This window comes from Brucella sp. IR073 (assembly GCF_049065735.1).
GTDB lineage: Bacteria > Pseudomonadota > Alphaproteobacteria > Rhizobiales > Rhizobiaceae > Paramesorhizobium.
This window is the reverse complement of sequence record NZ_JBAKHD010000003.1, coordinates 468,092-491,069: the sequence shown is the minus strand read 5'-3', so window position 1 is coordinate 491,069 and position 22,978 is coordinate 468,092. Positions and strand designations below refer to the sequence as shown.

Here is a 22,978-nt window from a genome sequence, read left to right as displayed (position 1 = left end):
GCTACTCTCCCCTTGGATAGCGCTGATTTTCTTCCAGCACGTTCAGGTCCATGTGGTTGCGCATGTAGCGCTCGGACGCCTTTTGCAGCGGCTGGTAATCCCAGGGGTAGTAAGCGCCGTTGCGCAGGGCTTTGTAGACCACCCAACGGCGGGCCTGGCTTTCGCGCACCGCCGCATCGAAGGCATCGAGGTTCCAACGCTCACGAACCTGTTTTTCAAGCGAAGCCAGGATGCCGGCATGGCCGATATCGCGGGCGAGATTGGTCAGTTCGTGCGGGTCGGCTTCGAGATCGAAGAGCAGCGGCGGGTCCTCATTGCAGACGGTCAGCTTGTAGCGCCCGTCGCGGATGGCGACGAGCGGCGCGATGGAGCCTTCGGCGGCATATTCCATAGGGACCGGCGCGCGGGTTGCCGTTCCAGCCACCAGGCCGGACAGGTCCTCGCCATCGGTCCAGCGCTTCAGCGCGGTGATGTCGAGATCGGCGAGGGCGCAGAGCGTCGGCGTCACGTCCAGCGTGGAGACCGGCGTGTCGATGCGGGCAGGCGCCCAGCCGGGGGCCGCGATCATCAGCGGCACGCGCGCGGAGCCCTCGAAGAACGACATCTTGAACCATTGGCCGCGCTCGCCCAGCATATCGCCATGGTCGGAGACGAAGAGGATGATCGTGTTCTCCTCCATGCGCGCCCGCTTGAGCACGTCGAGGATTTCGCCGATCTTCTCGTCGATATAGGAGATATTGGCGAAATAGCCGCGTCGCGCCCGGCGGATATGCTCACGGGTGATATCGAACGCTTTATGGTCGCAGGCTTCCAGAAGCCGCTTCGAATGCGGGTCGTTATCGTCGAAGGGCAGCGCCGGAACTTCGGGGTCGAGCGCGGGGCAGTCTTCGTAGAGGTCCCAGAATTTGCGCCGCGCCACATAGGGGTCGTGCGGATGGGTGAAGCTGACCGTCAGGCACCAGGGGCGGTCGTCCAGCCTGCGCGAGAGATCGTAGAGCTTGCGAGTCGCGTGATAGGCGACCTCGTCATCATATTCCATCTGGTTGGTGATTTCGGCCACGCCCGCGCCGGTCACCGAGCCGAGATTGTGATACCACCAGTCGATACGCTCGCCGGGCTTGGTGTAGTCGGGCGTCCAGCCGAAATCGGCGGGGTAGATATCCGTCGTCAGCCGCTCCTCGAAGCCGTGCAACTGGTCGGGGCCGACGAAATGCATCTTGCCCGACAGCGCCGTGTGATAGCCAGCCGAACGCAAATGGTGGGCATAGGTGGGGATGTCGGAGGCGAATTCCGCCGCATTGTCATAGACCCGCGTGCGGCTGGGCAATTGGCCGGACATGAAGGATGCGCGCGCCGGGGCGCAGAGCGGGCTTGCCGTATAGGTGTTGGCGAACCGCACGGAACGCTCCGCCAGCGCCTTCAGATGCGGTGCATGGAGGAAATCGGCGGGACCGTCGGGGAACAGGGTTCCGTTGAACTGGTCCGCCATGAGAATGAGGATATTCGGACGCGCCACGCGCTGGTCTCCTTGGGTTATGCAATGCAATTCTGTTTTGATGGAGGTGCCAGGACACCCCCCCTCTGCCCTGCCGGGCATCTCCCCCTCAAGGGGGAGATTGGCTGGCATCGATGACGGCTTCATCCTGAAACGTTGGAGATTGGCGCAAGCGGAACTGATAGCTAATCTCCCCCCTTGAGCGGGAGATGGCCGGCAGGCCAGAGGGGGTAAGTGCCCCGCAGACGCTTCTATCTAAAAATCATGCGGCGCTAAATCCCCAGCCCCGCCTTCACCGCCTCTGCACCCGGCTTACCATCCAGCGTCGTGACCCCTGCAAGCCAGCCGTCAAGCACCTTTGGGTTGGCCTTGATCCAGGCCTTTGCCGCTGCCTTGGCGTCCTCGCCGTCGAGGATATCGCCCATGAGGGTGTTTTCCATGCCGATGTCGAATTTCAGGTTCTTGAAGAAGGTGGCAGCGTTGGGGCATTTCGCGCTCCAGCCGGTGCGGGCGAGCGTATAGACTTCCGCGCCGCCAAAATTCGGGCCGAAATAATCGTCGCCGCCCGAGAGATAGGTGATCGGGAATTTTTCGTTCATGGGATGGGGCGCCCAGGCGAGGAAGACGATGCCGCTCTTGTCTTTCGTGGCACGGTCGGCCTGCGCCAGCATGGCCTGTTCGCCGGATTCGACCAGCGACCAGCCGTCGAGGCCGAACTTGCCGGAGCTAAGAATCTTCCGGATGTTCTCATTGGCGGGCGCGCCCGGCTCGATGCCATAGATCTTCTTGCCGAATTCATCGCCATGCTTCGCGAGGTCCGCCAGATCCTTCACGCCCTTTTCGGCCATATAGGACGGCACCGCGAGGGTGAATTTCGCGCCTTCGAGGTTTTTCGTCAGCACTTCGGCGGCCTTGGCGGCATTCAGATCATCGATGAAGGATTTTTGCGCCGGCATCCAGTTGCCGAGAAAAATATCGATCTCGCCGCTCTTCATGGCCTGGTAGCCAATGGGCACGGAGAGGCTCTTGACATCGGCCTGATAGCCCAGCGCATCCAGGAGGACGGAAGCGACGGCGTTGGTGGCGGTGATGTCGGTCCAGCCGGGATCGCTCATGCGGATCGTCTTACAGGCGGCATCGTCGGCGGCTTCGGCGGCGGTGGTGAGAGCGGCCACGCAAAGCAAAAGGCCGGTCGCGATCCGGCCCAGGCGAGAAATCGTCTTCATTATCGTTCCCCTTCGTTCGAGCAATTCATCGACACAGCCGGGAAGCCCCGCTGCATTCGCACGCCATGTTATCCTGCACGGCGGCGCGCGCAATGCCAACCCTTACCGTTCGTGGGGTCAAATGAGGAAAATGCCACCTCGGCGAGGAGTGGCTGTCAGTTACTCTCCGAACCGGGCCATGATGAAATCCGGGCGGCGGTCGTCGCGGATAAGCCCGGCAAGCGCCGATTGAGGCAGATCGGCGAGAATTCCCGTGCGGACGAGGACGGAGTTGAGGCCAGCGCCGCGGGCACCCAAGATATCGTGGTCGATACTGTCGCCGACGCAGACGATGGATCGGAGGGGAGGATTGCCGCTTGCCCGGATGGCCAGTTCGTAAATATCGCGATGGGGCTTGCCGAACCAGCGGACCGTGCCGCCCAGCTCCTCGTAAAGCAGGGCGATGCTGCCGGCGCCCGGAGCAGTGGTGCCGCCGGCGAGTTTGTGAATATCGGGGTTCGTGCAGATCGCCGGGACGCCGCGCGACGCCGCGGGCCGTAGCAGATCGCGGTAGGTTTCCATGGGAATGCGCTCCGCCTCGCTTCCGGAGATGACGACAAGGCAGGCTTCCCCTGAATCGTCGATGTGGCGAAGGCCGAGACGTTCGGCGAGGTTACGGTCGCCGCCGCTGGAAATGGTCAGGCAGGCGGCCCCTTGCGGAACCGGGGAACCCTGGCGGATAAGCGCCTCATAGGCGGTGTCGCCTGATGTGATGAAGAAATCGAAGCTTTCGCGGGGAAAACCCAGCCTGGCGAAGCGCTCGGCATTATAATCGCCGCTGCGGCCAGAATTGGAAAGGATCACCACCGTCTTGCCCGCTGCCTTCAAGCGCTCCAGGGCCTCCGCCGCGCCGGGATAGGCCCCCTCGTCATCGCGCAGCACGCCGAACTGGTCGAGGAAGAAGACATCGTAACGGTCGATCAGTTGTGAGAGGGTGGCGGCGGGGATGTCCATCAGGCTTGCCTCCTAGAGCATTTATTTTCAGACGAAAGCAGTATGCGCTTCTTCACCCTCGCGTAGGAGGCAAGGTCGAGGCATGGATTCCTGTGACATGCACAGGAATGACGGATTGCTTTGATGTCGCTGATAATCCTCAGCCTCGCAGGCTGCACTACGGTTCTCGGTGAGGGACAGCCATCCCTCATTTCGTCATTCATGTGCTTGTCACAGAAATCCCTGCCTCGACATCTCCATCGCGACAACGGTTTAGATCGGTTTCGTAATCACCATTTCCGTCTCGCCCTGACCTGAATCTCAGCACACCCTTGCCAGCACCAGCGAGGCCGCGCCGACGGCTGCCTCGACGGAGCGGGGCGCGGCGAAATCGACGCCTAGCGCTTTCTGCCGCATCTGCGTCCAGACCGGATTGCGGGCGCCGCCGCCGACCGTGCGGACCGAGCGGAGCGCAGGGCCGCCGAGCGATTCAAGAAGCCCGTAGCCGCGCTTCTCGATGGCGGTCATGCCTTCCAGAATGGCTTGGAAGAACACGCCGTCATCCTCCGGCCGCGGAGAGAGCCTCGGGGCATAGGCGGGATCGTTGACCGGAAAGCGTTCGCCGGGGCGCAGCAGCGGGTAATAGTCGAGGCCGGTGGGCCGGTTCGGATCGAGCCTGAGGGTCAGTTCCTGCAATCTGTCGTCGCCGATGAGGGCGCGGATCACCGCTCCACCGGCGTTGGACGCGCCGCCGATGAGCCAGAAATCCAGCACGCGATGAGCGTAAATGCCATATTCCGCAGCATTGATGGGACGCGCGGAGGCGAGTTTCAGAACGAGGGTGGAACCGAGCGCCGTGACGCCATCGCCGATGGCGTTCGCGCCGGTGGCGAGGAAGGAGGCGCAGCCATCCGTCGTGCCTGCATGGATGCGGCAGGTTTCGGGGAGGCCGAAGGGCTTGCCCGCTTCGCCGGTCACGCCGATTGGCGTTCCGGCGCGGCGGACCTGTGGAAGCCGTTCGATATCGAGGCCCGCTTGCGTAATCCACAGCGGCCAGCATTCGGCATCAAGGTCGTAGCCGGTCTTGAGCGCATTGTTTTCGTCGGAAACCGGCTCCGTCAGGCCGAGCCGCATGGCGATCCAGTCGGCCTGATGCACGAGCCGCGTGCCGCCATATTTTCTTGCGAGGTAGATCGCCCTGGCCAGCCCCGCATTCGCGCCGCGCGCCGGGCTGTCCACCGGGGCGGCAGCGGCGATATTGTCGACGATGGCGCGGTCGGGGCAGGGCTCCTTATACATCAGCACGTCCAAAGGACGGCCTTGGTCGTCAATCGCCACCAGCGTTCCCGAGGTGCCATCCACTGCCACGCCTTTTACGTCTGCCAGCGAGGTTTGCCGCTGCAGTTCAGACAGGCATTGGCCGACGCGCTCCCACCAGATGGCAGGCTCTTTCGTTTCATCTGGATTGGGGAACGGCGCGGCAGCGAAAGCCACCACCTCGCCGCTGGCGGAGAGGGCAGCGGCGCGCGCGCCCGAGGTTCCAAGATCGATCCCGATGGCAATCGCTGGCTCGGATGCGCTCATGTCAGCGGCCCGCCGCTCTGCGGTCCAGCGCCTGCCGGTATTGCTCGGCCTCCCAATTGGTCAGCTCGTATTCGTCAGCCTCGGTGATATAGGCGATGTTGGCTTCCTCAGGGATACGGGTGACGACGTCGGCAAGGCAGCGGGCCATCACTTCGCCGCCGGCGGTCAAGACTTTCGAGAGAAGAACGCCTTTGCCCGGCACAATCAGCATTTTGGGGGTGGGCTCGCCCTTCTGTTCGAACGTTTTCACGAGATCGCCGACCGTCTGTCCCTCACCAAGAAGCCCGATCTTCGTGCCCAGAAAGATGACATGGTCCGGATAGAGCGAGCCGCCGGCCGCCATTCGAACCGACGCAATATCGAGCGCGGCCCGGTGGCTGACCGGGTCGGCGGCGGGGCGGAAGCCGGTGTCTTCGGTGAGCGCGTTGAGGGCGGCAAGGTCAGGGGTGCTGCCCTGCCGCGGCTCTATCGCCAGCGCCGCCGTCACCTCACCGATCCGCTCTTCGACCTCCTCGACCGTATCGCCGCAGACGATGATGCCGTGGTTGAAGAGGATAAGAATATCCGGACGCTCATCGGCAACCCGCTCGATTTCGCGGGCGAGGGGAACGCCGGGACGCCGGTAGGGAATCATGGCGCAGGAAAGGTGGGGAAGCGCGGCCATGCGCCCCTGCAGCACCGCCTCGCGGTCCTTCCGCACCGCATGGGCGATGGTGTTGACGCAATGATAATGCGCGACGATGCGATGCTGCAGCGCGGCATGGAAGCTGGTCTCGATGGAGGGGCGAAGGCCGCTTGCGTTCATAGCCTCGACCACGAAATCGGTTGATTTCTCCGCCCTTGGGTCACCTGCCCGCAGTGCCTCGACCAGAGGGGCCACTTCGACAGGCACCATGATTTCACTTGACCCCGCTTGCGACAGCCAGGTTCCCGAGGCCTTCACCCACATCACGCCATCGGCCTTGATGGACGTATTGCCGCCTGCGCCCTGTGTTTTCAGGATGTCGCCGCCAATGCGCCGCGATAGCGCGATGAAGCGTTCGAAATCCTCCGGCCGCCTGACTTCTCCTGGCATTTTTCCTCCTGGCCGTATGTCATTGGGCGCGTGCGCCCGCTCACGAATGCTGCACTGCATGATGCAGATGTCTCGTGAAAGCGTAGTGACATGATTGTGGTTCGTCAATGATGATGTTTTTTGAGCGTCATGCTTGCCCGTTCGTAAATCATGTGATTATACTCCATCACAATGCATGGGAGCATTGAGGAGGAGCCTCGTTGAACGACGCCGAGCGGCACAGGATCATCATCGATCTCCTGAAGGAGCGGCCCTTTGCTTCGGTCCGCGATCTTCAGGACAGGCTGGATGTGTCCGCCGCCACGATACGGCGCGACATCGACAAGCTCGATGCGATGGGCAAGGCCCGCAAGGTCTATGGCGGCATCTCGGCCAGCGAGGGCGCGAGCAGCACCCGGGTCGCCGCGCGCTCCTATGACGAAAACCGCGATATAGCCGTCGAGGCGAAGCGTGCCATCGCCCAGAAGGCTGCGAGCCTGGTGCGCGACGGGGATTCCATCATCGTCCATGCCGGATCGACCTGCTACCAGCTTGGGCTGCTGCTGGCGCACAGGAATCTGAAAATCTATACGAACTCCATGCCGCTCGCCGCCTATATCGGCGAAAACGGCACCTGCCAGTTGACCGTCGCAGGCGGTGAGCTTCATCGCGAGCCGCGCATTCTCCATGATGTGCATGGAGGCGCGCCCAGCTTCTTTGCCTCGCGCTTCTTCGTTGGCGCGCAGGGCATCAGCAGCGAGGGTCTGCTGGAATCGCATCCCTTGCTGACGAAGGCGGTGGCCGAGCTTGCATCGCGCGCGGATGAAATCGTCGTTCTCGCCGACAGCCGGAAGCTCTCCATCCAGCCGCGCAATCTGGCACTGCCGCTTTCGCGGATTAGCACAATCGTCACCGATGACGGGCTTACCGAAGCCGATGCCCGGATGCTGGAGGATGCCGGGGTGACGATCCTGATCGCCGATGGCGCAAGCGACGGCACGGGAGGGGTAAATTGAACAGCACATCGCGCAGCATTGCCGTTTTCGATCTCGGCAAGACGAACTCCAAGCTTTTCGTTTTCGGGGATGATGGCCGCATCGTCGCGGAAACACGCACCCGGCCCTTGTGGCGCCAGGAGGGCGATCTGCGCGTGCTCGATGACGGGCATCTGTTCGCCTGGATGCAGGAGCAGCTTGACGGGCTTGCAGAGAGCCACGGCATTGCCGGAATCATGTTCTCCGGGCATGGCTGCACTTTCGCACTCATCCGCGACGGAGATCTTGCCGCGCCGATCCTCGATTACGAGCAGGAGCCGCCGGCGGAAATCGCGGCGAAGCTTGATCGATTGGCGCCGCCCTTCGAGGAGACCTTCTCGCCGAAGCTGCCGCTGGGCTTCAATTATGGCCGCCATATCCTCTGGATGGAGGAGCGCGCCCCGGCCCTCTTGAGCCACGCGAACGCCATCCTCGCCTATCCGCAATTCTGGTCATGGCGGTTTTCAGGCAAGGCGGTTTCGGAGGTTTCCTATCTGGGCTGCCACTCGCATCTCTGGTCGCCGCCGCGGGACGATTACAGCAGTCTCGTGGACGCTCGGGGCTGGCGGCGGAAGATGCCGCCGATGGCGAGGGCCGGGGCGACGCTCGGCAGCTGGCAGACTGCGAATGGCAAGGCGATCACCGTTCACAACGGGGTACATGACAGCAACGCCGCGCTTTATTATTACCGCTCCATCGGCTTTTCCGATTTCACGCTCGTCTCGACGGGAACGTGGGTCATCATTTTCAATTCCGCATGTCCGCTGGAGGTGCTCGACCAAGAGCGCGACATGCTGGCCAATGTCACTGTCGACCATCAGCCCGCGCCGACGATCCGCTTCATGGGCGGGCGCGAATATGAGCTGGCGAGCGGCGGCTGGACGAAGCCCGTGCCGCTCGAGGCCGTCCGCTCGGTGATCGAAAAAGGCATTTTCGCCCTGCCGTCTTTCGCGCCGGGCGGCCCCATGCCGGGCGCGGAAGGCCGCTTTTTCGGGCCCGAGCCCACGGAGGAAGAACGCGCCGCCGCGGCGGTGCTTTATGTGGTGCTGATGAGCGACCTTTCGCTCGACCTGATCCGTTCGCGCAACGATCTCGTCATCGATGGCGGGCTGGTCAAGACAGCGCTTTATGCGGGGCTGCTTGCGGCGCTTCGGCCCGATCAGGCGGTGCTGGCGAGTGCCAATGCCGAAGGGAGCGCTTTCGGCGCCGCCGCGCTCGCCTTCGAGCAGATGGGCCTCAAACCTTTCGCCAGCCAGTGCAGCAGGGTGGAGCCGCTGCACATCGAAGGTCTCCCGGCTTACCGGGAGCGCTGGATTTCGCTCGCTGGAGAGAGACGAGGAAACCGGGCGGGGAGGCCGGTTTTCGCCTGATGGCGGCAAATCATTCGGAAAGCACGGTGCTTTCTTGAAACGGACGGGCATTGCCTGTCGCAAGTCCAACGGGAGGACAACCTAAATGAAGAAAACCCTGACTGCATTATCGATCGCCGCCATTGCGATGGCCGCCACGCCTGCCCTGGCGCAGGAGGGCAAGCTGAAGATCGGCATGTCCTTTCAGGAAATGAACAATCCCTATTTCGTCTCGATGAAGGAAGCGCTTGATGAGGCCGCCAAGTCTCTGGGCGCCGAGGTCATCGTCACCGATGCGGCCCATGACGTCGCCAAGCAGATTTCCGACGTCGAGGACATGCTGCAGCAGAAGATCGACATCCTGCTTCTGAATCCGACCGATTCGGCGGGCGTCGAAGCGGCGGTGCAGGCGGCCAAGGCGCAGAACGTCATTGTCGTCGCCGTCGATGCCAATGCCAGCGGGCCGGTCGATACTTTTGTCGGCTCCAAAAACCGGGATGCCGGCTATCAGTCCTGCCAGCATCTGGCGAAGGCGCTTGATGGCGAAGGCGAGGTTGCGATCCTCGACGGCATTCCGGTCGTGCCGATCCTGCAGCGCGTCGAAGGCTGCAAGGCGGCGCTGGCGGAGTTCAAGGGCATCAAGCTGGTCGATACGCAGAACGGCCGGCAGGACCGCTCCGTCGCCCTCGGCGTGGTGGAAAACATGATCCAGTCGCATCCGAACCTGAAGGGTATCTTCTCCGTCAATGACGGCGGGGCCATGGGCGCGCTTGCCGCCATTCAGGGCTCCGGCCGCGACATCAAGCTGACCTCTGTGGATGGCGCTCCGGAAGCCGTGAAGGCGATTGCCGATGGCACGCCCTTCATCGAGACCACGGCGCAGTTCCCGCGCGATCAGGTGCGCGTCGGCCTCGCCATGGCGCTGGCGCAGAAGTGGGGCGCCCGCGTGGTGCCGAAGGAAGTGCCCATCGACGTCAAGCCCGTCACCAAGGAAAACGCTGCCGGCTTCAGCTGGTAAGCGCCTCCCGAGCGCTCCCGCCCTTCGGCGGGAGCGACCCTTTCTCTTGTCGTATGCGGGGAGGAAACAATGCTGGAACTGAGCGGCATCAAGAAAAGCTTCGGTAACATCCGGGTGTTGCACGGCGTCGACCTTACGGTTCGCGCGGGGGAAATCCATGCGCTTCTGGGCGAGAACGGCGCCGGCAAATCGACGCTGATGAAAATCCTTTGCGGCATCCTGAAGCCCAGCGAAGGCGAAATCCGCATCGACGGCAAGGCGCGCCATTTCGCCGATTATAATGAGGCGATCGACAATGGCGTCGGCGTCGTCTTCCAGGAATTTTCCCTCATTCCCTATCTCAATGCGGTCGAGAACATGTTCCTCGCCCGCGAGATGCGCAATGCCCTGGGTTTCCTCAGCCGCGCCGCCATGCGCGCCCGCGCGGCCGACATCATGAAGCAGCTCGGAATATCCATTCCGCTCGATGTGCCCGTGCGCAATCTCTCCGTCGCGGAGCAGCAATTCGTCGAAATCGCCAAGGCGCTCTCGCTCAACGCGCGCATCCTCGTGCTGGACGAGCCCACGGCCACGCTGACGCCCGCTGAAGTCGAGCATCTCTTCCATGTCATGCGCAGCCTCAGGCAGCAGGGCGTCGCGATCATCTTCATCTCGCATCATTTGGAGGAAATCTTCGAGATATGCGACCGCATCACCGTCTTACGCGACGGTGAATATGTCGGCTCCTGCGCTGTCAGCGAGGTGGACCAGTCGCGCCTCGTCGAGATGATGGTGGGACGTCGGATCGAAAACAGCTTTCCGCCGAAACCGGATTTCCCAGTGGATACGCCGGCGGTGCTGGAAACCGAAATCCAGCTTGCCAGGACGGGGCCGGTATCCAGCTTCAAATTGCGCGCCGGAGAGATTCTGGGCTTTGCCGGGCTTGTCGGGTCGGGACGCACGGAAACCATGCTGGCCATGCTCGGAGCCTATCCGGCGGCGCGCTGCAAGCTCAGAATGAACGGCGTCGATATCCGCTTTTCCAATCCGTCCGAGGCGCTGGCGGCCGGTATCGGCCTTCTGCCCGAAAGCCGGAAGGAGCAGGGGCTGATCACCAGCTTCCCCATTCTCCAGAATGTGTCGCTCAATAATTACGGCAAATATCTCCTAGGCCATTTCTTCCTCAATCGCGCCAGGGAATATGAGGATACGCGCCGGGCGATGCAGCAGGTACGCGTGAAGGCTGAGAGCCCGCATACCCGCGTCGATACGCTCTCCGGCGGCAACCAGCAGAAGGTCGTCATCGCCCGCTGGATCAATCACAACATGAAGGTGCTGATCTTCGATGAGCCGACGCGCGGCATCGATGTCGGCGCCAAGGCCGAGATCTACCAGCTCATGCGCGAATTCACCGAGCGGGGCTATTCCATCATCATGATTTCGTCCGAGCTGCCGGAAGTCATCGGCATGTCCGACCGGGTCTGCGTCTTCCGCTCGGGCGGCATCGTGGCGACCCTGGAGGGCGCCGCCATCACCTCGGAAGAGATCATGACCAGTGCTACAACCGGGAGGACAAAACATGTCGCATGACGCGAACGCTATCACCGGCGGAACAGCGGAAGCCTCCAGAGCTCCGGCATGGCGCTCCATCATCCATTCGCCGCTGGCCCTGCCGCTGGCCGGGCTGATCGTCGTCTCGATCCTGATGGGCTTTGCCTCCGACAATTTCTTCTCCGTCTCGAACATTCTCAATGTGTTGAGGCAGGTCTCGATCGTCGGCATTCTGGCGGTCGGCATGACCTTCGTGATCCTGACCGGCGGCATCGACCTCTCGGTCGGCGCCGTCATGGCACTGGCGGGCACGATGGCGGCCGGCTTGATGGTGCATTTCGGCGTGCCCGGCGCGGTTGGCCTCCTCGCCGGGATCGCCATCGCGGTCGGGCTCGGCCTCTTCAACGGGCTGCTGGTCACTTGGGGCCGGATGCCGGCCATCATCGTGACGCTCGCCACGATGGGCATCGCCCGCGGCGCCGGGCTCATCTATTCCGGCGGCTATCCGATCTCGGGCCTGCCCTCGTGGATTTCGTGGTTCGGCGTCGGGCGGATCGGCACGATCCCGGTTCCGGTCATCGCGATGATCCTCGTCTACATCATCGCCTGGATACTCCTCGAGCGGACGCCTTTCGGACGGCATGTCTATGCCATCGGTGGCAATGAGACGGCGGCGAAACTCTCCGGCGTCAAGACGGGGCGGATCAAGCTCGCTGTCTATGCCATTTCCGGCCTCACCGCAGGCCTTGCCTCCATCATCCTGACCGGACGGCTGATGTCCGGCCAGCCCAATGCGGGCGTCGGCTTCGAGCTCGACGCCATCGCCGCCGTGGTGCTGGGCGGCACGGCCATTGCCGGCGGGCGCGGATTGATCCTTGGGACCCTGATCGGCGCCGTGCTGCTCGGCATTTTGAACAACGGCCTCAATCTGATGGGCATCAACCCATATCTGCAGGAAATCATCCGCGGCTTCATCATTCTTTTGGCCATCTACATCGCCCGCGAATGGCGTTAAGCAATCTACCAATCCTATAAACACGAGGAGAAAAGCATGGCTCAATCACTGGAAGGCAAGATCGCCGTCATCACCGGCGCGGCCTCGGGCATCGGTCTGGCGACCACCGAGAAGCTGCTGGCCAATGGCGTCACGGTCGTCATGGTCGACTGGAACGAAAAGGCCTTGACGGAACTCGCCGGCAAGTTCGGAGAGAAGGCGATCCCGCAGGTCACCAATCTGCTCGACCCGGAAAGCTGCGCGGCGATGGTGCCGGAAATCCTAGAGAAGGTCGATCACATCGACATACTCTACTGCAATGCGGGCACCTATATCGGCGGCGATCTCACCGAGACGACCGCCGAGGCAATCGACAAGATGCTGAACCTCAACGTCAACGCCGTGATGAAGAACGTTCACGCCGTGGCGCCGCACATGATCGAACGGAAGACCGGCGACATCATCGTCACCTGCTCGATCGCCGGTCATTTCCCGACCTATTGGGAGCCGGTTTATGCTTCTTCCAAATGGGCGGTGACATGCTTCGTGCAGACCATGCGCCGCCAGATGATCCCGCATGGCGTGCGGGTTAGCCAGGTCTCGCCGGGCCCGGTCGTCTCGGCTCTGCTTGCCGACTGGCCGGAAGAAAACCTGCGCAAGGCGAAGGAATCGGGCAGCCTGATCGACCCGAGCGAAGTCGCGGACGCCATCGAATATATGCTGACCCGCAACCGCAACGTCACGATCCGCGACATGCTGGTCCTGCCGACGAATTTCGACCGGGTGTGAGGTTCTAGCACCCGGAAGCATTAGCGGGACAGTAACCCCCCTCTGCCCTGCCGGGCATCTCCCCCTCAAGGGGGGAGATTGGCTGACAATGTCTTCCGCCTTCATTCTGCGACGTTTGCGATTGGTGCCGGGCATCGATGAAGGTGTAATCTCCCCCCTTGAGGGGGAGATGCCCGGCAGGGCAGAGGGGGTGTCTCGCGCTTCCGTCAAACACAATTTCTTCTAACCTTTTACCCCGCCGTTTCAGCGCGCTACCGCGCCGCCCGCATCCGCCCCGGCCTTTCTGTGCCGGCCTATCGGCAGCATCATTGGACGGCCTGAGATCGGGTCGGTCATGATGCGGCTTTCGAGGCCGAAGACCTGCCGGACATTCTCTTCGCTCAAGACCTCCTCGGGCGTGCCTGCCGCGTGAAGCTTGCCGCCGACCATGGCCAAGAGGTGATCCGCATAGCGCGCGGCGAGGTTGAGGTCGTGCAGCACCATGACGATGGTGGTGCCGCGCGTGTGGTTGAGATCGGTCAGGAGATCCAGCACCTCGATCTGGTGGCTGATGTCGAGGAAGGTGGTGGGTTCGTCGAGGAGCAGGATGTCCGTCTCCTGCGCCAGCGCCATGGCGATCCACACCCGCTGGCGCTGACCGCCGGAGAGCTCGTCCACCGGCCGCTCGGTGAGATCGAGGATTCCCGTCGCGGTGAGCGCGGCATGGACAGCCTCGTCATCCCTGCGTGTCCAGCGGGCGAAGAGGTCCTGATGAGGGTGCCTGCCACGGCTGACGAGATCGGCGACGGTGATGCCCTCGGGCGCGATGGGCGATTGCGGCAGGAGGCCCAGCGTCTGCGCCAGCTTGCGCGACGGCATGGCGTGGATCGATTTTCCGTCGAGCAGCACCTTGCCCCGGCGCGGCGCGATGAGGCGGGAGAGGGTGCGCAGCAGCGTGGACTTACCGCAGGCATTGGCCCCGACGATGACTGATATCTTGCCTGATGGCACGGTGAGGTCGAGCCCGTCGAGGATGACGCTGTCGCCATAGCCGGCGGAAAGCTCGCTGGCGGTGAGGGCGTGGACCGTCATGGGGCTAGCCTCCGTTCCTGTTAACGCGCACGATCAGGTAAATCAGATAGGGAGCGCCCAGCGCGCCGGTGACGACGCCCACGGGATAGCGGGCCGGCAACAGGAACTGGCCGCAATAATCACCCGCCAGCACCAGGATTGCGCCAGTGAGCGCCGCTGGAATCAACAGCGATCCGTTGCGGCCGGCGATACGGGCGGCAATCGGGCCGGAGAGAAAGGCGACGAAGGCGATGGGGCCGGTTACCGCCGTCGCCGATGCGATCATGCCGACAGCGGTTGTCATGATGACGATGCGCGTGCGCGCGATATTGACGCCGAGCGCGGCGGCGGTGTCGTCGCCCAGCCGCAGGGCTTCGAGATCACGGGCGCGGCTGAGGAGGCCGCCGCCGAAGAGGATGAGCGCCAGAAGCAGCGACAGCGCCTGATCGAGCTGCACGCCGTTGACGCTGCCAGTGAGCCAGCGCAGCGCCTCCTGCAAACTCCAGGCGGGGGCGCCGGTCAAGATATAGGCGATGAAGCTTTCCAGCATGGCGGAAACACCGATGCCGACGAGGGTCAGCCGCGTTCCGGCGACGCCGTTGCGCGACGAAAGCGCATAGACGGCGAGCGCCACGCTCAAGCCGGCGGCGACGGCGAAACCGGAGACAACAGGGCCTTTCAGCGACAGGACGATGATGGCGAACACCGCCGCCGCGCTCGCGCCCCAGCTGATGCCGATAATGTCGGGGCTGGCGAGCGGATTGCGCAGCATGATCTGAAAGGCCGCGCCGCCAAGGCCGAAGCTGAGGCCCGCCAGCACGGCGAGGACCGCGCGCGGCAGGCGCAATTGGCCGATCGTGAAGGCCGCGCCCGGCACATCCTCGCCCATGAGCACGCGGAGGACTTGCGAGGGCGGGGTGTAGGATTGGCCGAGCGATAATGTGAGGGCGAAGAGGAGGCCGAGTATGGCCACCAGAATCGCAATGAAGGACAGGCGCTGTCTGGCGCGGCGTTGCCGGCTGGTGGCGATGGTATCGAGGGTGGTCATAGCTCACGCACCCGCTGGCGGCGGACGATCCAGATGAAGAATGGCGCGCCGAGGAAGGCGGTGACGATGCCGACATCGAGCTCGGCGGGGCGGGCGAGGATGCGGCCGGCAATATCGGCTATCAGCAGGAGGCAGGCCCCGCCCAGCGCGGAAAAGGGCAGCAGCCAGCGGTGATCGACGCCGGTGATGAGGCGGCAGAGATGCGGCACGACCAGCCCGACAAAACCGATGGGGCCGCAGATGGCTGTGGTCGCGCCGCATAGAAGGATGGCGCCCAGGGCGGCGATGGCGCGGGCGATGGCGACTTTTTCACCCAGCCCCGCGGCGAGGTCGTCGCCCAGCGCCAGCGAATTCAGCTTGCGCGCCGAGAGGAGGCTGATGACGAAGCCCGCGACGAGGAAGGGCAGCACATGGGAAATGCGGTCGAAGGTCGCCCCGCCGACGCCGCCCACCTGCCAGGCGCGGATGCCGCCGGCAATGTCGTTGCGCGGCAGCACCACGGCGATGACCAGCGAGGAAAAGGCAACCGATGTGGCCGCTCCGGCAAGCGCCAGCTTGAGCGGCGTTGCCCCGCCGCGCCCCATGGAGCCGATGGTGTAAACGAAAGCCGCCGCGCATCCGGCGCCGAGAATTGCCGTCCAAATATAGGCTTGAGACGAGGCGATATGGAACCACGCTACGGCTACAACAACGGCAAGCGACGCGCCCATATTGACGCCGAGAATGCCAGGATCGGCAAGCGGATTGCGCGTCACGCCCTGCATGACCGCCCCCGCCAGCCCGAGAGCAGCCCCTGCGATGAGCGCAAGCAGCGTGCGCGGTATGCGCATCGCGACTGCGGCCTGGCCGATGGTCTCGGTATGGCCCTGAAGCGCGGCGGCGATGTCGCTCAAGCCGACCGCGCGCGTGCCGATGCCGACGGAGAGGGCGCAGAGGAGGAGGAGCGCGGCGATGAGGGCGGCGAGGGAGAGGGGGTTGGTGGTGGGAGATGAAGTCAGGGTGCCCGATGTTTGGATGGAATCGCCGGGGACACCCCCCTCTGTCCTGCCGGACATCTCCCCCTCAAGGGGGGAGATTGGCTGACATGGCTCACGGCGCTCTTCCTCCAACGCTCGTGATTCGTGCGGGACGTTCATGACAGCGTGATCTCCCCCCTTGAGGGGGAGATGCCCGGCAGGGCAGAGGGGGGTGTCGTCGTCCCGCCTACGCTTCATGTTCATTTGCTCTTCGCCGCAGCCTTGGCGAGCAGATCCACATAATCCTCGAGCACCCAGGAGATTGATAGCGGCGTCGGGTTGGCGGCTGTGCCGAGCGGGTCGGCACCGAGGAGGACGATGGAATCGTTGGCGACGGCAGGCATGCGGGCCGTCAGCGGGTTGGCCTTCAGCGCGGCGAGCAGTTCCGGGCCGCCATAGGTGACGAGGATATCGACATCGTCGAAGGCGTCGATGCGCTCAGTGCTGATGGAGCCGGCGAAGCGGCCGGGGATGGAGGCTTCCAGAACGCTTTTAGGCGTTTTCAGGCCTAGCTCGGTGAAGAATTTCACCCGTGTGTCGTTGGCGGTGTAGAAATTGACGGTGCTGAGGTCCGTGGCATTGAGATGGGTGATGAACATGGCCGATTTGCCGCTGAGCCCGGGATGCTTGGCGACGGTCGCGGCGATCTCGCCTTCGATCTCTCGGATCAGCGCGTCGCCCTCGGCGGACATGCCGAGCCCGGCGCTGTTGAGGCGGATCATGTCGCGCCAGTCGGTGGACCAGGCGGCTTGCGGATAGGCCACCACAGGGGCGATCTGGCTCAGCGTGTCATAGTCCGCCTGACTCAGGCCCGAATAGGCGGCCAGAATGACATCCGGGTTTGTTGCGGCCACGGCCTCGAAATCGATGCCGTCGCCCTCGTCGAACAGCACCGGCTTCTGCGCGCCGAGCGCCGCCAGCTTTTCCGCCACCCATGGCAGCAGCCCGTCGCCATTATCGTCGCCGAAATTCGCCGCGGCGAAGCCGACCGGCACCATGCCGAGCGCCAGCGGCACTTCATGGTTCCCCCACGCCACCGCCGCCACCCGCTCGGGCTTTTTGGCGATGGTGGTGGTGCCGAAGGCGTGCTTGATGGTTATTGGATAAGCGGTTTCCCCGGCCCATGCGGGTGCGAGCGCAAGGATCGACATCCATGCCGCGAGAAGCGGCGCGGCGAGGGGAAAGAACCGCAACATTGGCGAAACGCTCCATCTGATATAACTGGAGTTCTCCTCTCAACTTCATCCGCCTGCGTCAAGGCCGTTCCCGAGCGGGTGGGGCGAGGGGGATGAAGTTTCCGTGGTTTCCTACAAAAACAGGGAAATCTACAATACTGGATAAAGACGCTCAAGTTAGTAGCCATCCGGACGTTATAGACGGATGGGGATTTGATTATGGGGACTGACAGGATAAGGGCGGCGGCCCGCTACCGGACGGCGCTGCTCTTAAGCTGCACCGCGCTCATTGCCTTGCCGGCGGGGGCGATGGCGCAGGAGGCGCAGGATTCGGGTTCCACCACAGTTCTCGATACGATCACAGTCGATAATGGCGGGCAGGATGACGATGCAAAGTCGATCGTGGCGACCCGGACCACCGCTGTCGGCAAGATGCCGGGCGAGATTCTGGAGACGCCTGCCACCGTTTCCGTCATCACCGCCAAGGAAATCAAGGAGCGCGGCGCCGAAAGCATCGAGCAGGTTGTGCAATACACCGCCGGCGTCAACACCGATTTCTACGGTTCGGACGACCGTTACGACTATTTCAAGATCCGCGGCTTCACCCCTTTCACCTATCGCGACGGGCTGGTCGTCGGCCGGACCTGGAGCGGGGTCCGCGAAGAGCCCTATGCCTTCGAGCGCGTCGAGGTGCTGAAGGGCGCCAATTCCACGGGTTTCGGGGTTTCCGATCCTGGCGGGTCGGTGAATTACGTCACCAAAACGCCGAGGAGCGAACGGTTCGGCGAGATCTATGGCACGGCCGGCTCGTTCAAGCATAAGGAGATGGGCTTCGATTTCGGTGACAACATCACCAAGGACGATACTCTGTCCTATCGCCTGACCGGCAAGTTCCAGCGCTCGGATGCCGAATATGATTATTCGCAGGATGACGAGAACTTCATCATGGGTGGCCTGACCTGGCGACCCACAGAGGCCACCAGCCTGACCTTCGTCTTCGACCATCTGGACAAGGACGGCACGCCCAGCAGCGGCGGCCATCCGCGCTTTACCGATTTCGACAGGGACCGCTTCTTCGGCGAGCCGGGCTATAATTACGATACGACGAACAGAAACACCTATAGCGTCCTGTTCAACCATGATTTCGGCAATGGCCTGACCTTCAACTCCAATGCGCGCTACAGCAAGGCGGATACGAGCTTCGGCTACGCCTATGTCTATGATGCGCTGGGCGCGAGCGACCCGTCGGACACCAGCGTGGACCGCATTTTCTTCGGCGGCGACAGCGCGAGCCGGCAGTTCGTGATCGACGCGCATTTCCTCTACGAAGCGAATTTCGATCAGGTGGAAAGCCGGACGCTCGTCGGCGTCGATCACAACAACATCGAAGCGGAGAACAACAGTTACGCTCTGTATCCGCCGGTTTGGGGCGGCACTGCGCCCGGCATCGACTGGAAGAACCCTGTTCATTCCGGCGTGCCCGGCCCCATCCCGCTCACCACGGCCAAGACAAACGACCAGACCACAAATGCGATCTATGTCCAGCAGGACCTGACCTTCTTTGACAAGCTCACGGTAAGCGTCGGCCTTCGCAATGACTGGCTCGATCTTGAGGAAAGAGACCGGCTCGCGGGCACCGATAAGAAGGGCGACTACAGCGAACTCAGCAAGCGTTTCGGTGTGAGCTACAAGCTCACCGACGAAGTGGCGGTTTATACGAGCTATGCCGAATCCGTCGCGCCGCCGAGCACGGGGAACGAGCCGACATCAGGCACGCAGTATGAGGTCGGGGTCAAATACAGCCCAGCAGCATTCCCGGCCCTCATCACCGCCTCCGTCTATGACCTGACGATGGAGAATATCACCACCTTCGAGGCGCCCAGCTATCTGCCCGCGACGGTGGACAAGGTGCGGCACCGCGGCATCGATATCGAGGCGAAGGCGGAGATCACTGACAATATCAATCTGATCGCCGCCTATTCCTATATCGACTCCAGGATCGTCGAGGACGGCGGCGGCACATATGACGGCAAGCGCTTCGCGCAGGTTCCCGAGCACATGGCTTCGGTCTGGGGCACCTATAAGCTCGAAGGCAATGGAACCCGCGGCGACATGACCTTCGGCCTCGGCGCGCGCTATACGGGCTCCTATTATTTCGACAACGCCAATACGCGCAAATCGAAGGACGCTGTCGTCTTCGACGCCGCCTTCACTTATGAAATCAAGGAAAACACGACCTTCCAGCTCAACGCCAGCAATCTGTTCGATGAAAAGCATGTCGCAAACGACGATGGCGGGGCGTATTATTATAACCCCGGCCGCACGATCTATGCGACGATCAGGCAGAGCTGGTGATGGTGTTTTGAGGGGGGCGCCCAAGCACACCCCCCTCTGCCCTGCCGGGCATCTCCCCCTCAAGGGGGGAGATCGGCCTTCATCGATGACGGCACTTATTCTTCGACGTTGATGATTGGCGACAGCGGATCTCTATCGCTGCATCCGCCGCCACGCCGCCGGCGTCTCCCCCGCAACCTGCCGGAACGCCTTCGTCAGATGCGCCTGGTCGGAAAAGCCGAGCTGGGCGGCTATGTCCGCCACGGTCAGGTCGGTCTCGCGCAGCAGCTTCTGCGCCAGCTCGACGCGCCGCGCGAGCTGCCATTGCAGCGGCGTCTTTCCGGTCGTCTGCCGGAATACATGGGCGAACCAGCTTTCAGACAGGCCGACCGTTTCCGCCATCTCGGCGACGCTCAGGCGGCCATCGCCCCGGGCGTTGAGGCGGGCGGTGAGTTTCTTCATCTGCGCCTGGGTGAGCCTGCCGTCCGCCTCGATATCCGCCTCACGCGGAATGTCGAGAAGGGCGGTGACGATGCCGCCGGCGAGGCTTTCGGCATAGACCGGATGCTTCGACGGGTTGGAAAGCTCCTCCACCAGGAGGCCGGCGAGGGTCTCTATGGCGCCGACATCCTCGATTTCCACCGGACGGCGCAGCGCTGCGCGGGCAACCGACGCGCCCACCGATGGCGAGAGGAAGCGCAGGAGCCGGTCCTTGTGCAGATGCAGGTCGAGATGAGAGAAGCGGTGGGGGGAGGAGAACCGCGTCCAGAGCGGAACGCCCGCAGGGACATAGACGGCGCGCGTCATCGGACGGTCGCGCCGCCCCAAGCCCTCGGCCTCATTGGCCATGCGGATATGGGGCGACACCTCATTGAAGAAAATGACGATGCGCGGGTCGGGCGAGAGGTAATAGCCATTCGCCCCGGCCTGGGCTTCCGCATCCCAATAGACGCCCATTATCCCATCGAGGCCGCGCCATTTCTCCGGCACGAGCGCCCTGATGCCTTCCGTCGCGCAAATCATCGAATGCTGGTAGCTCAATGCCTCTGGTCACCCGCGCCATCTTTAATATGATGCTAATTATCATGTTTACGGGCGAAGGCAAGCATTAGCGCCGTGGAGCGACCTCGGAGGCCGCTATTTGCCGCGATAGTTCTCGTCGCTGACATGCTCAAGCCAGTCTACGACCTTGCCGTCGAGCGTCTCGCCGATCGCGATGTGGCTCATGCCGACATCGGGAGAGGCGCCGTGCCAGTGCTTTTCACCCGGTTCGAACCAGATGATATCGCCGGGCCGTATCTCCTCCACTGGCCCGCCCTCGCGCTGCGCACGGCCGACGCCGGAAACAACGACCAGGGTCTGACCGAGCGGATAGATCTGCCAAGCGGTGCATGGGCCAAGGATTTATACCAACATAGCTTGCATAGGCTTGTTGAGTTTTGGCTCTTTGCTCTGATTTAGACTCACCGCCTCCCCTAGTGCCGCCACCAGTTCGCTCTGCCGTTCTTGATTTTTAAAGATGTTTCCCGGATAAGCCTCAGGAAATTTATTTGAAATTATCTCAATTAAACTAGATGTAATTGTTCGGGTAATTTCTGCGCATAAATTCGAAATTTCTTCGTCGGATTGTGTATATTTTATGTTGTTAAGATCGATCAAATTAAAAACGCAGAATAATATGAATCGGTTTCCGTGAACAGCAACTAAGCGATCCCTTCCTGTGTGCTCCTGGGACAGAGCAACAAGCTCTTCATCAACGGCATTCATCACTCTGACAGCGGACCACAGGTAGTCCGCTGTAGTTTTATCGTTAAAAAGGCGAGTGTAAGGATCCCTCTTAGTGTTCTCCCATAGACCGCTAATATATCGCTTTGATGAGACCGCAAGCTTTAAATCTCCAGACGCACATGCTGCGGCAATTGTCGCGGTGCGTATGGTAAATCCCTTGCCCTTCTCAGGATCCTTGTCTCCTCGCCTAAACGTATAAAGCAGGCCCCTTTGGACCGCTTCCTTTCTTATACGTTCTTGGTTTGGGTCGCTTGCCACGAAGTCGACTGGATTCAGATCATTTTGCGTATTGTTGGCGCTCGTTACGCTGGCGGCGAAACCCTCAGGGGTATCTAAAAGTGAAATGATACGAAGATGAACCTTTATCTTCGAGATATCTGCGCCGGCAGCATTTGCTTTTGCCAAGGAGCTTATCGTTTGCGCCCCGTTGATTACGCTAATTTTCTTGACATCGAAAACACCACTGCTTGTATCGTTGCCTCCAATAGGCTGTTTCGCTAGGCTATCGCAGATAGCCGTTACACCGTTATTAAAATACCAAAAACTATCGGGATCTTTGCTTGCTGTAAGTATAATTCCTTCATTCACGTCCGACTTTTCAATTCCGTATCGTAAATTCTCAGCAAACAGTTTGTTATTATGTTCTCTGAACCATGAAACGAGATCGGAAGCAGCAACGGAACCGTATACAGATTTATATGGCCCGTTGATAATGCCCCAATGCCCTAGCATTACTGAAAGATTTATGTTCTCCGGTCTGGTATATGATCTGGCAGACTGAGCCGCATCTTTTATTCCATATTCGGAAAAGGTTAAAAAGTCGCTGTAATAAGTGTTATTCTCCGCGAGAAACAAATTTATATACTCATATATATTTTCAGAAATCTCATTCTCTGAAGTGTGAGCAAATATTAATCTTAGTTCTGTATTTATATTTTTAAGTTGATATTCTATATCATTTCTAAACCTATGTAAATTTCTGTTGTTCTTGTTCCATTTAAGTGTGAGAATGTTTTTCACGCCATCACGAAATCTCGTAAAATCAGTGAGCTTGACACCTTTCGCCATGTTTGAGTGCCATTTAGATTGAGCAAAATATAATCGCGAGTTAGTCTTGTCTACAAAAACGGCGTCAATGCCGTCATCTTCATAGCCGTCAGTAATACAATTGGCCGCCTCTTCAGGAGAAAGGCTGAGTTTATCAAGGAAATAGAGCGCTACATACGCTCGGGAGAGGAAGGCTTTTTCGCGCTCTGCGGCCGGCTTGGTAGCGTAGTCAGCAAGATTTATATATGGATCGAAAATCTCGTGGAGCCTAGCGGTCATCTGCGAAATAATCAAAGGCTCATATTGGTCGCTGAATTATCCGGCATAATCTTAAGACTCGCTCGAGCGTGTTATCAATAACGGAAGCTGACGCCAAAACCGTTGCGCTGTCAAACTTGAATTTGTTCAAGACGCCTTCGTTTTGCGGCATGGAAGTTCACAGAGAACAAGGAAAGCTTCGCGTCTGGCGCGCTCT

Annotated in this window: 18 protein-coding genes and 1 pseudogene; 7 read left to right on the top strand and 12 right to left on the bottom strand. The window is 61.3% G+C overall.

Going from position 1 to position 22,978, the window contains the following annotated elements; genetic code table 11:
- Position 1 precedes the first annotated feature (1 nt).
- The 5 genes from betC to ACOWVG_RS09040 form a co-directional block, all read right to left on the bottom strand.
- On the bottom strand, positions 2 to 1,516 hold the full coding sequence (gene betC, locus ACOWVG_RS09060; RefSeq protein ID WP_420961568.1) for a choline-sulfatase: 1,515 nt from the start codon (positions 1,514 to 1,516) through the stop codon (positions 2 to 4).
- Between the two features lie 251 nt (positions 1,517 to 1,767).
- Positions 1,768 to 2,721 carry a choline ABC transporter substrate-binding protein gene (gene choX / locus ACOWVG_RS09055; protein ID WP_420961566.1) on the bottom strand — a complete coding sequence of 318 codons (954 nt, stop codon included), beginning with the start codon at positions 2,719 to 2,721 and terminating at the stop codon, positions 1,768 to 1,770.
- Between the two features lie 159 nt (positions 2,722 to 2,880).
- Positions 2,881 to 3,714 (bottom strand): TIGR01459 family HAD-type hydrolase, encoded by an 834-nt coding sequence (locus ACOWVG_RS09050; protein WP_420961564.1) that lies wholly within the window; start codon positions 3,712 to 3,714, stop codon positions 2,881 to 2,883.
- Positions 3,715 to 4,014: 300 nt separating this feature from the next.
- The gene (locus ACOWVG_RS09045) at positions 4,015 to 5,277 is read right to left on the bottom strand and encodes an FGGY-family carbohydrate kinase (RefSeq protein ID WP_420961563.1); all 1,263 of its coding nucleotides are present in this window, start codon (positions 5,275 to 5,277) and stop codon (positions 4,015 to 4,017) included.
- Position 5,278: 1 nt separating this feature from the next.
- Complete coding sequence (locus ACOWVG_RS09040) at positions 5,279 to 6,352, bottom strand: class II aldolase/adducin family protein (RefSeq protein ID WP_420961561.1); 1,074 nt, start codon at positions 6,350 to 6,352, stop codon at positions 5,279 to 5,281.
- 200 nt (positions 6,353 to 6,552) lie between these two features.
- Between ACOWVG_RS09040 and ACOWVG_RS09035 the strand changes: the two genes are divergently transcribed.
- The 6 genes from ACOWVG_RS09035 to ACOWVG_RS09010 all read left to right on the top strand — a co-directional run bounded on the left by ACOWVG_RS09035 (position 6,553) and on the right by ACOWVG_RS09010 (position 13,045).
- Positions 6,553 to 7,347 (top strand): DeoR/GlpR family DNA-binding transcription regulator, encoded by a 795-nt coding sequence (locus tag ACOWVG_RS09035; RefSeq protein ID WP_420961559.1) that lies wholly within the window; start codon positions 6,553 to 6,555, stop codon positions 7,345 to 7,347.
- Positions 7,344 to 8,735 carry an FGGY-family carbohydrate kinase gene (locus tag ACOWVG_RS09030; protein ID WP_420961558.1) on the top strand — a complete coding sequence of 464 codons (1,392 nt, stop codon included), beginning with the start codon at positions 7,344 to 7,346 and terminating at the stop codon, positions 8,733 to 8,735. The genes ACOWVG_RS09035 and ACOWVG_RS09030 overlap by 4 nt, the downstream gene beginning before the upstream one ends.
- A gap of 85 nt (positions 8,736 to 8,820) precedes the next feature.
- The gene (locus tag ACOWVG_RS09025) at positions 8,821 to 9,732 is read left to right on the top strand and encodes an ABC transporter substrate-binding protein (protein WP_420961557.1); all 912 of its coding nucleotides are present in this window, start codon (positions 8,821 to 8,823) and stop codon (positions 9,730 to 9,732) included.
- A 69-nt stretch (positions 9,733 to 9,801) separates the two neighbouring features.
- The gene (locus ACOWVG_RS09020) at positions 9,802 to 11,301 is read left to right on the top strand and encodes a sugar ABC transporter ATP-binding protein (protein ID WP_420961556.1); all 1,500 of its coding nucleotides are present in this window, start codon (positions 9,802 to 9,804) and stop codon (positions 11,299 to 11,301) included.
- A complete protein-coding gene (locus tag ACOWVG_RS09015) occupies positions 11,291 to 12,277 on the top strand; it encodes an ABC transporter permease (RefSeq protein WP_420961555.1) in 987 nt (328 codons plus the stop codon). Before ACOWVG_RS09020 ends, ACOWVG_RS09015 begins: the two co-directional genes overlap by 11 nt.
- A 36-nt stretch (positions 12,278 to 12,313) precedes the next feature.
- On the top strand, positions 12,314 to 13,045 hold the full coding sequence (locus ACOWVG_RS09010; protein WP_420961553.1) for an SDR family oxidoreductase: 732 nt from the start codon (positions 12,314 to 12,316) through the stop codon (positions 13,043 to 13,045).
- A gap of 243 nt (positions 13,046 to 13,288) precedes the next feature.
- Here ACOWVG_RS09010 and ACOWVG_RS09005 read toward each other — a convergent pair whose 3' ends face one another.
- From ACOWVG_RS09005 to ACOWVG_RS08990, 4 genes are all read right to left on the bottom strand, one after another.
- On the bottom strand, positions 13,289 to 14,116 hold the full coding sequence (locus tag ACOWVG_RS09005; RefSeq protein WP_420961552.1) for an ABC transporter ATP-binding protein: 828 nt from the start codon (positions 14,114 to 14,116) through the stop codon (positions 13,289 to 13,291).
- 4 nt (positions 14,117 to 14,120) lie between these two features.
- Positions 14,121 to 15,143 (bottom strand): FecCD family ABC transporter permease, encoded by a 1,023-nt coding sequence (locus ACOWVG_RS09000; protein ID WP_420961550.1) that lies wholly within the window; start codon positions 15,141 to 15,143, stop codon positions 14,121 to 14,123.
- Positions 15,140 to 16,198, bottom strand: a complete 1,059-nt coding sequence (locus ACOWVG_RS08995; protein ID WP_420961548.1) for a FecCD family ABC transporter permease — start codon at positions 16,196 to 16,198, stop codon at positions 15,140 to 15,142. Before ACOWVG_RS08995 ends, ACOWVG_RS09000 begins: the two co-directional genes overlap by 4 nt.
- Positions 16,199 to 16,359: 161 nt before the next feature.
- Entirely contained in the window at positions 16,360 to 17,355 is a 996-nt protein-coding gene (locus ACOWVG_RS08990) for an iron-siderophore ABC transporter substrate-binding protein (RefSeq protein ID WP_420961546.1), read from the bottom strand.
- A 198-nt stretch (positions 17,356 to 17,553) separates the two neighbouring features.
- Between ACOWVG_RS08990 and ACOWVG_RS08985 the strand changes: the two genes are divergently transcribed.
- A complete protein-coding gene (locus ACOWVG_RS08985; protein ID WP_420961544.1) occupies positions 17,554 to 19,689 on the top strand; it encodes a TonB-dependent siderophore receptor in 2,136 nt (711 codons plus the stop codon).
- A gap of 132 nt (positions 19,690 to 19,821) precedes the next feature.
- Here the strand turns inward: ACOWVG_RS08985 and ACOWVG_RS08980 are convergent, their stop codons facing one another.
- From ACOWVG_RS08980 to ACOWVG_RS08970, 3 genes and pseudogenes are all read right to left on the bottom strand, one after another.
- Positions 19,822 to 20,709 carry a helix-turn-helix domain-containing protein gene (locus tag ACOWVG_RS08980; RefSeq protein ID WP_420961543.1) on the bottom strand — a complete coding sequence of 296 codons (888 nt, stop codon included), beginning with the start codon at positions 20,707 to 20,709 and terminating at the stop codon, positions 19,822 to 19,824.
- Between the two features lie 96 nt (positions 20,710 to 20,805).
- Positions 20,806 to 21,066, bottom strand: a pseudogene (locus ACOWVG_RS08975) (cupin domain-containing protein); the annotation flags it as partial.
- A 6-nt stretch (positions 21,067 to 21,072) separates the two neighbouring features.
- Entirely contained in the window at positions 21,073 to 22,782 is a 1,710-nt protein-coding gene (locus ACOWVG_RS08970) for an AIPR family protein (protein WP_420961542.1), read from the bottom strand.
- Between the last annotated feature and the right edge of the window lie 196 nt (positions 22,783 to 22,978).

Coding starts and splice junctions, on each gene's coding strand:
- choX (WP_420961566.1), bottom strand. CDS start 2,721: ATGAAGACGATTTCTCGCCTGGGCCGGATCGCGACCGGCCTTTTGCTT.
- ACOWVG_RS09050 (WP_420961564.1), bottom strand. CDS start 3,714: ATGGACATCCCCGCCGCCACCCTCTCACAACTGATCGACCGTTACGAT.
- ACOWVG_RS09045 (WP_420961563.1), bottom strand. CDS start 5,277: ATGAGCGCATCCGAGCCAGCGATTGCCATCGGGATCGATCTTGGAACC.
- ACOWVG_RS09040 (WP_420961561.1), bottom strand. CDS start 6,352: ATGCCAGGAGAAGTCAGGCGGCCGGAGGATTTCGAACGCTTCATCGCG.
- ACOWVG_RS09025 (WP_420961557.1), top strand. CDS start 8,821: ATGAAGAAAACCCTGACTGCATTATCGATCGCCGCCATTGCGATGGCC.
- ACOWVG_RS09020 (WP_420961556.1), top strand. CDS start 9,802: ATGCTGGAACTGAGCGGCATCAAGAAAAGCTTCGGTAACATCCGGGTG.
- ACOWVG_RS09015 (WP_420961555.1), top strand. CDS start 11,291: ATGTCGCATGACGCGAACGCTATCACCGGCGGAACAGCGGAAGCCTCC.
- ACOWVG_RS09010 (WP_420961553.1), top strand. CDS start 12,314: ATGGCTCAATCACTGGAAGGCAAGATCGCCGTCATCACCGGCGCGGCC.
- ACOWVG_RS09005 (WP_420961552.1), bottom strand. CDS start 14,116: ATGACGGTCCACGCCCTCACCGCCAGCGAGCTTTCCGCCGGCTATGGC.
- ACOWVG_RS09000 (WP_420961550.1), bottom strand. CDS start 15,143: ATGACCACCCTCGATACCATCGCCACCAGCCGGCAACGCCGCGCCAGA.
- ACOWVG_RS08995 (WP_420961548.1), bottom strand. CDS start 16,198: ATGTCCGGCAGGACAGAGGGGGGTGTCCCCGGCGATTCCATCCAAACA.
- ACOWVG_RS08990 (WP_420961546.1), bottom strand. CDS start 17,355: ATGTTGCGGTTCTTTCCCCTCGCCGCGCCGCTTCTCGCGGCATGGATG.
- ACOWVG_RS08985 (WP_420961544.1), top strand. CDS start 17,554: ATGGGGACTGACAGGATAAGGGCGGCGGCCCGCTACCGGACGGCGCTG.
- ACOWVG_RS08970 (WP_420961542.1), bottom strand. CDS start 22,782: ATGACCGCTAGGCTCCACGAGATTTTCGATCCATATATAAATCTTGCT.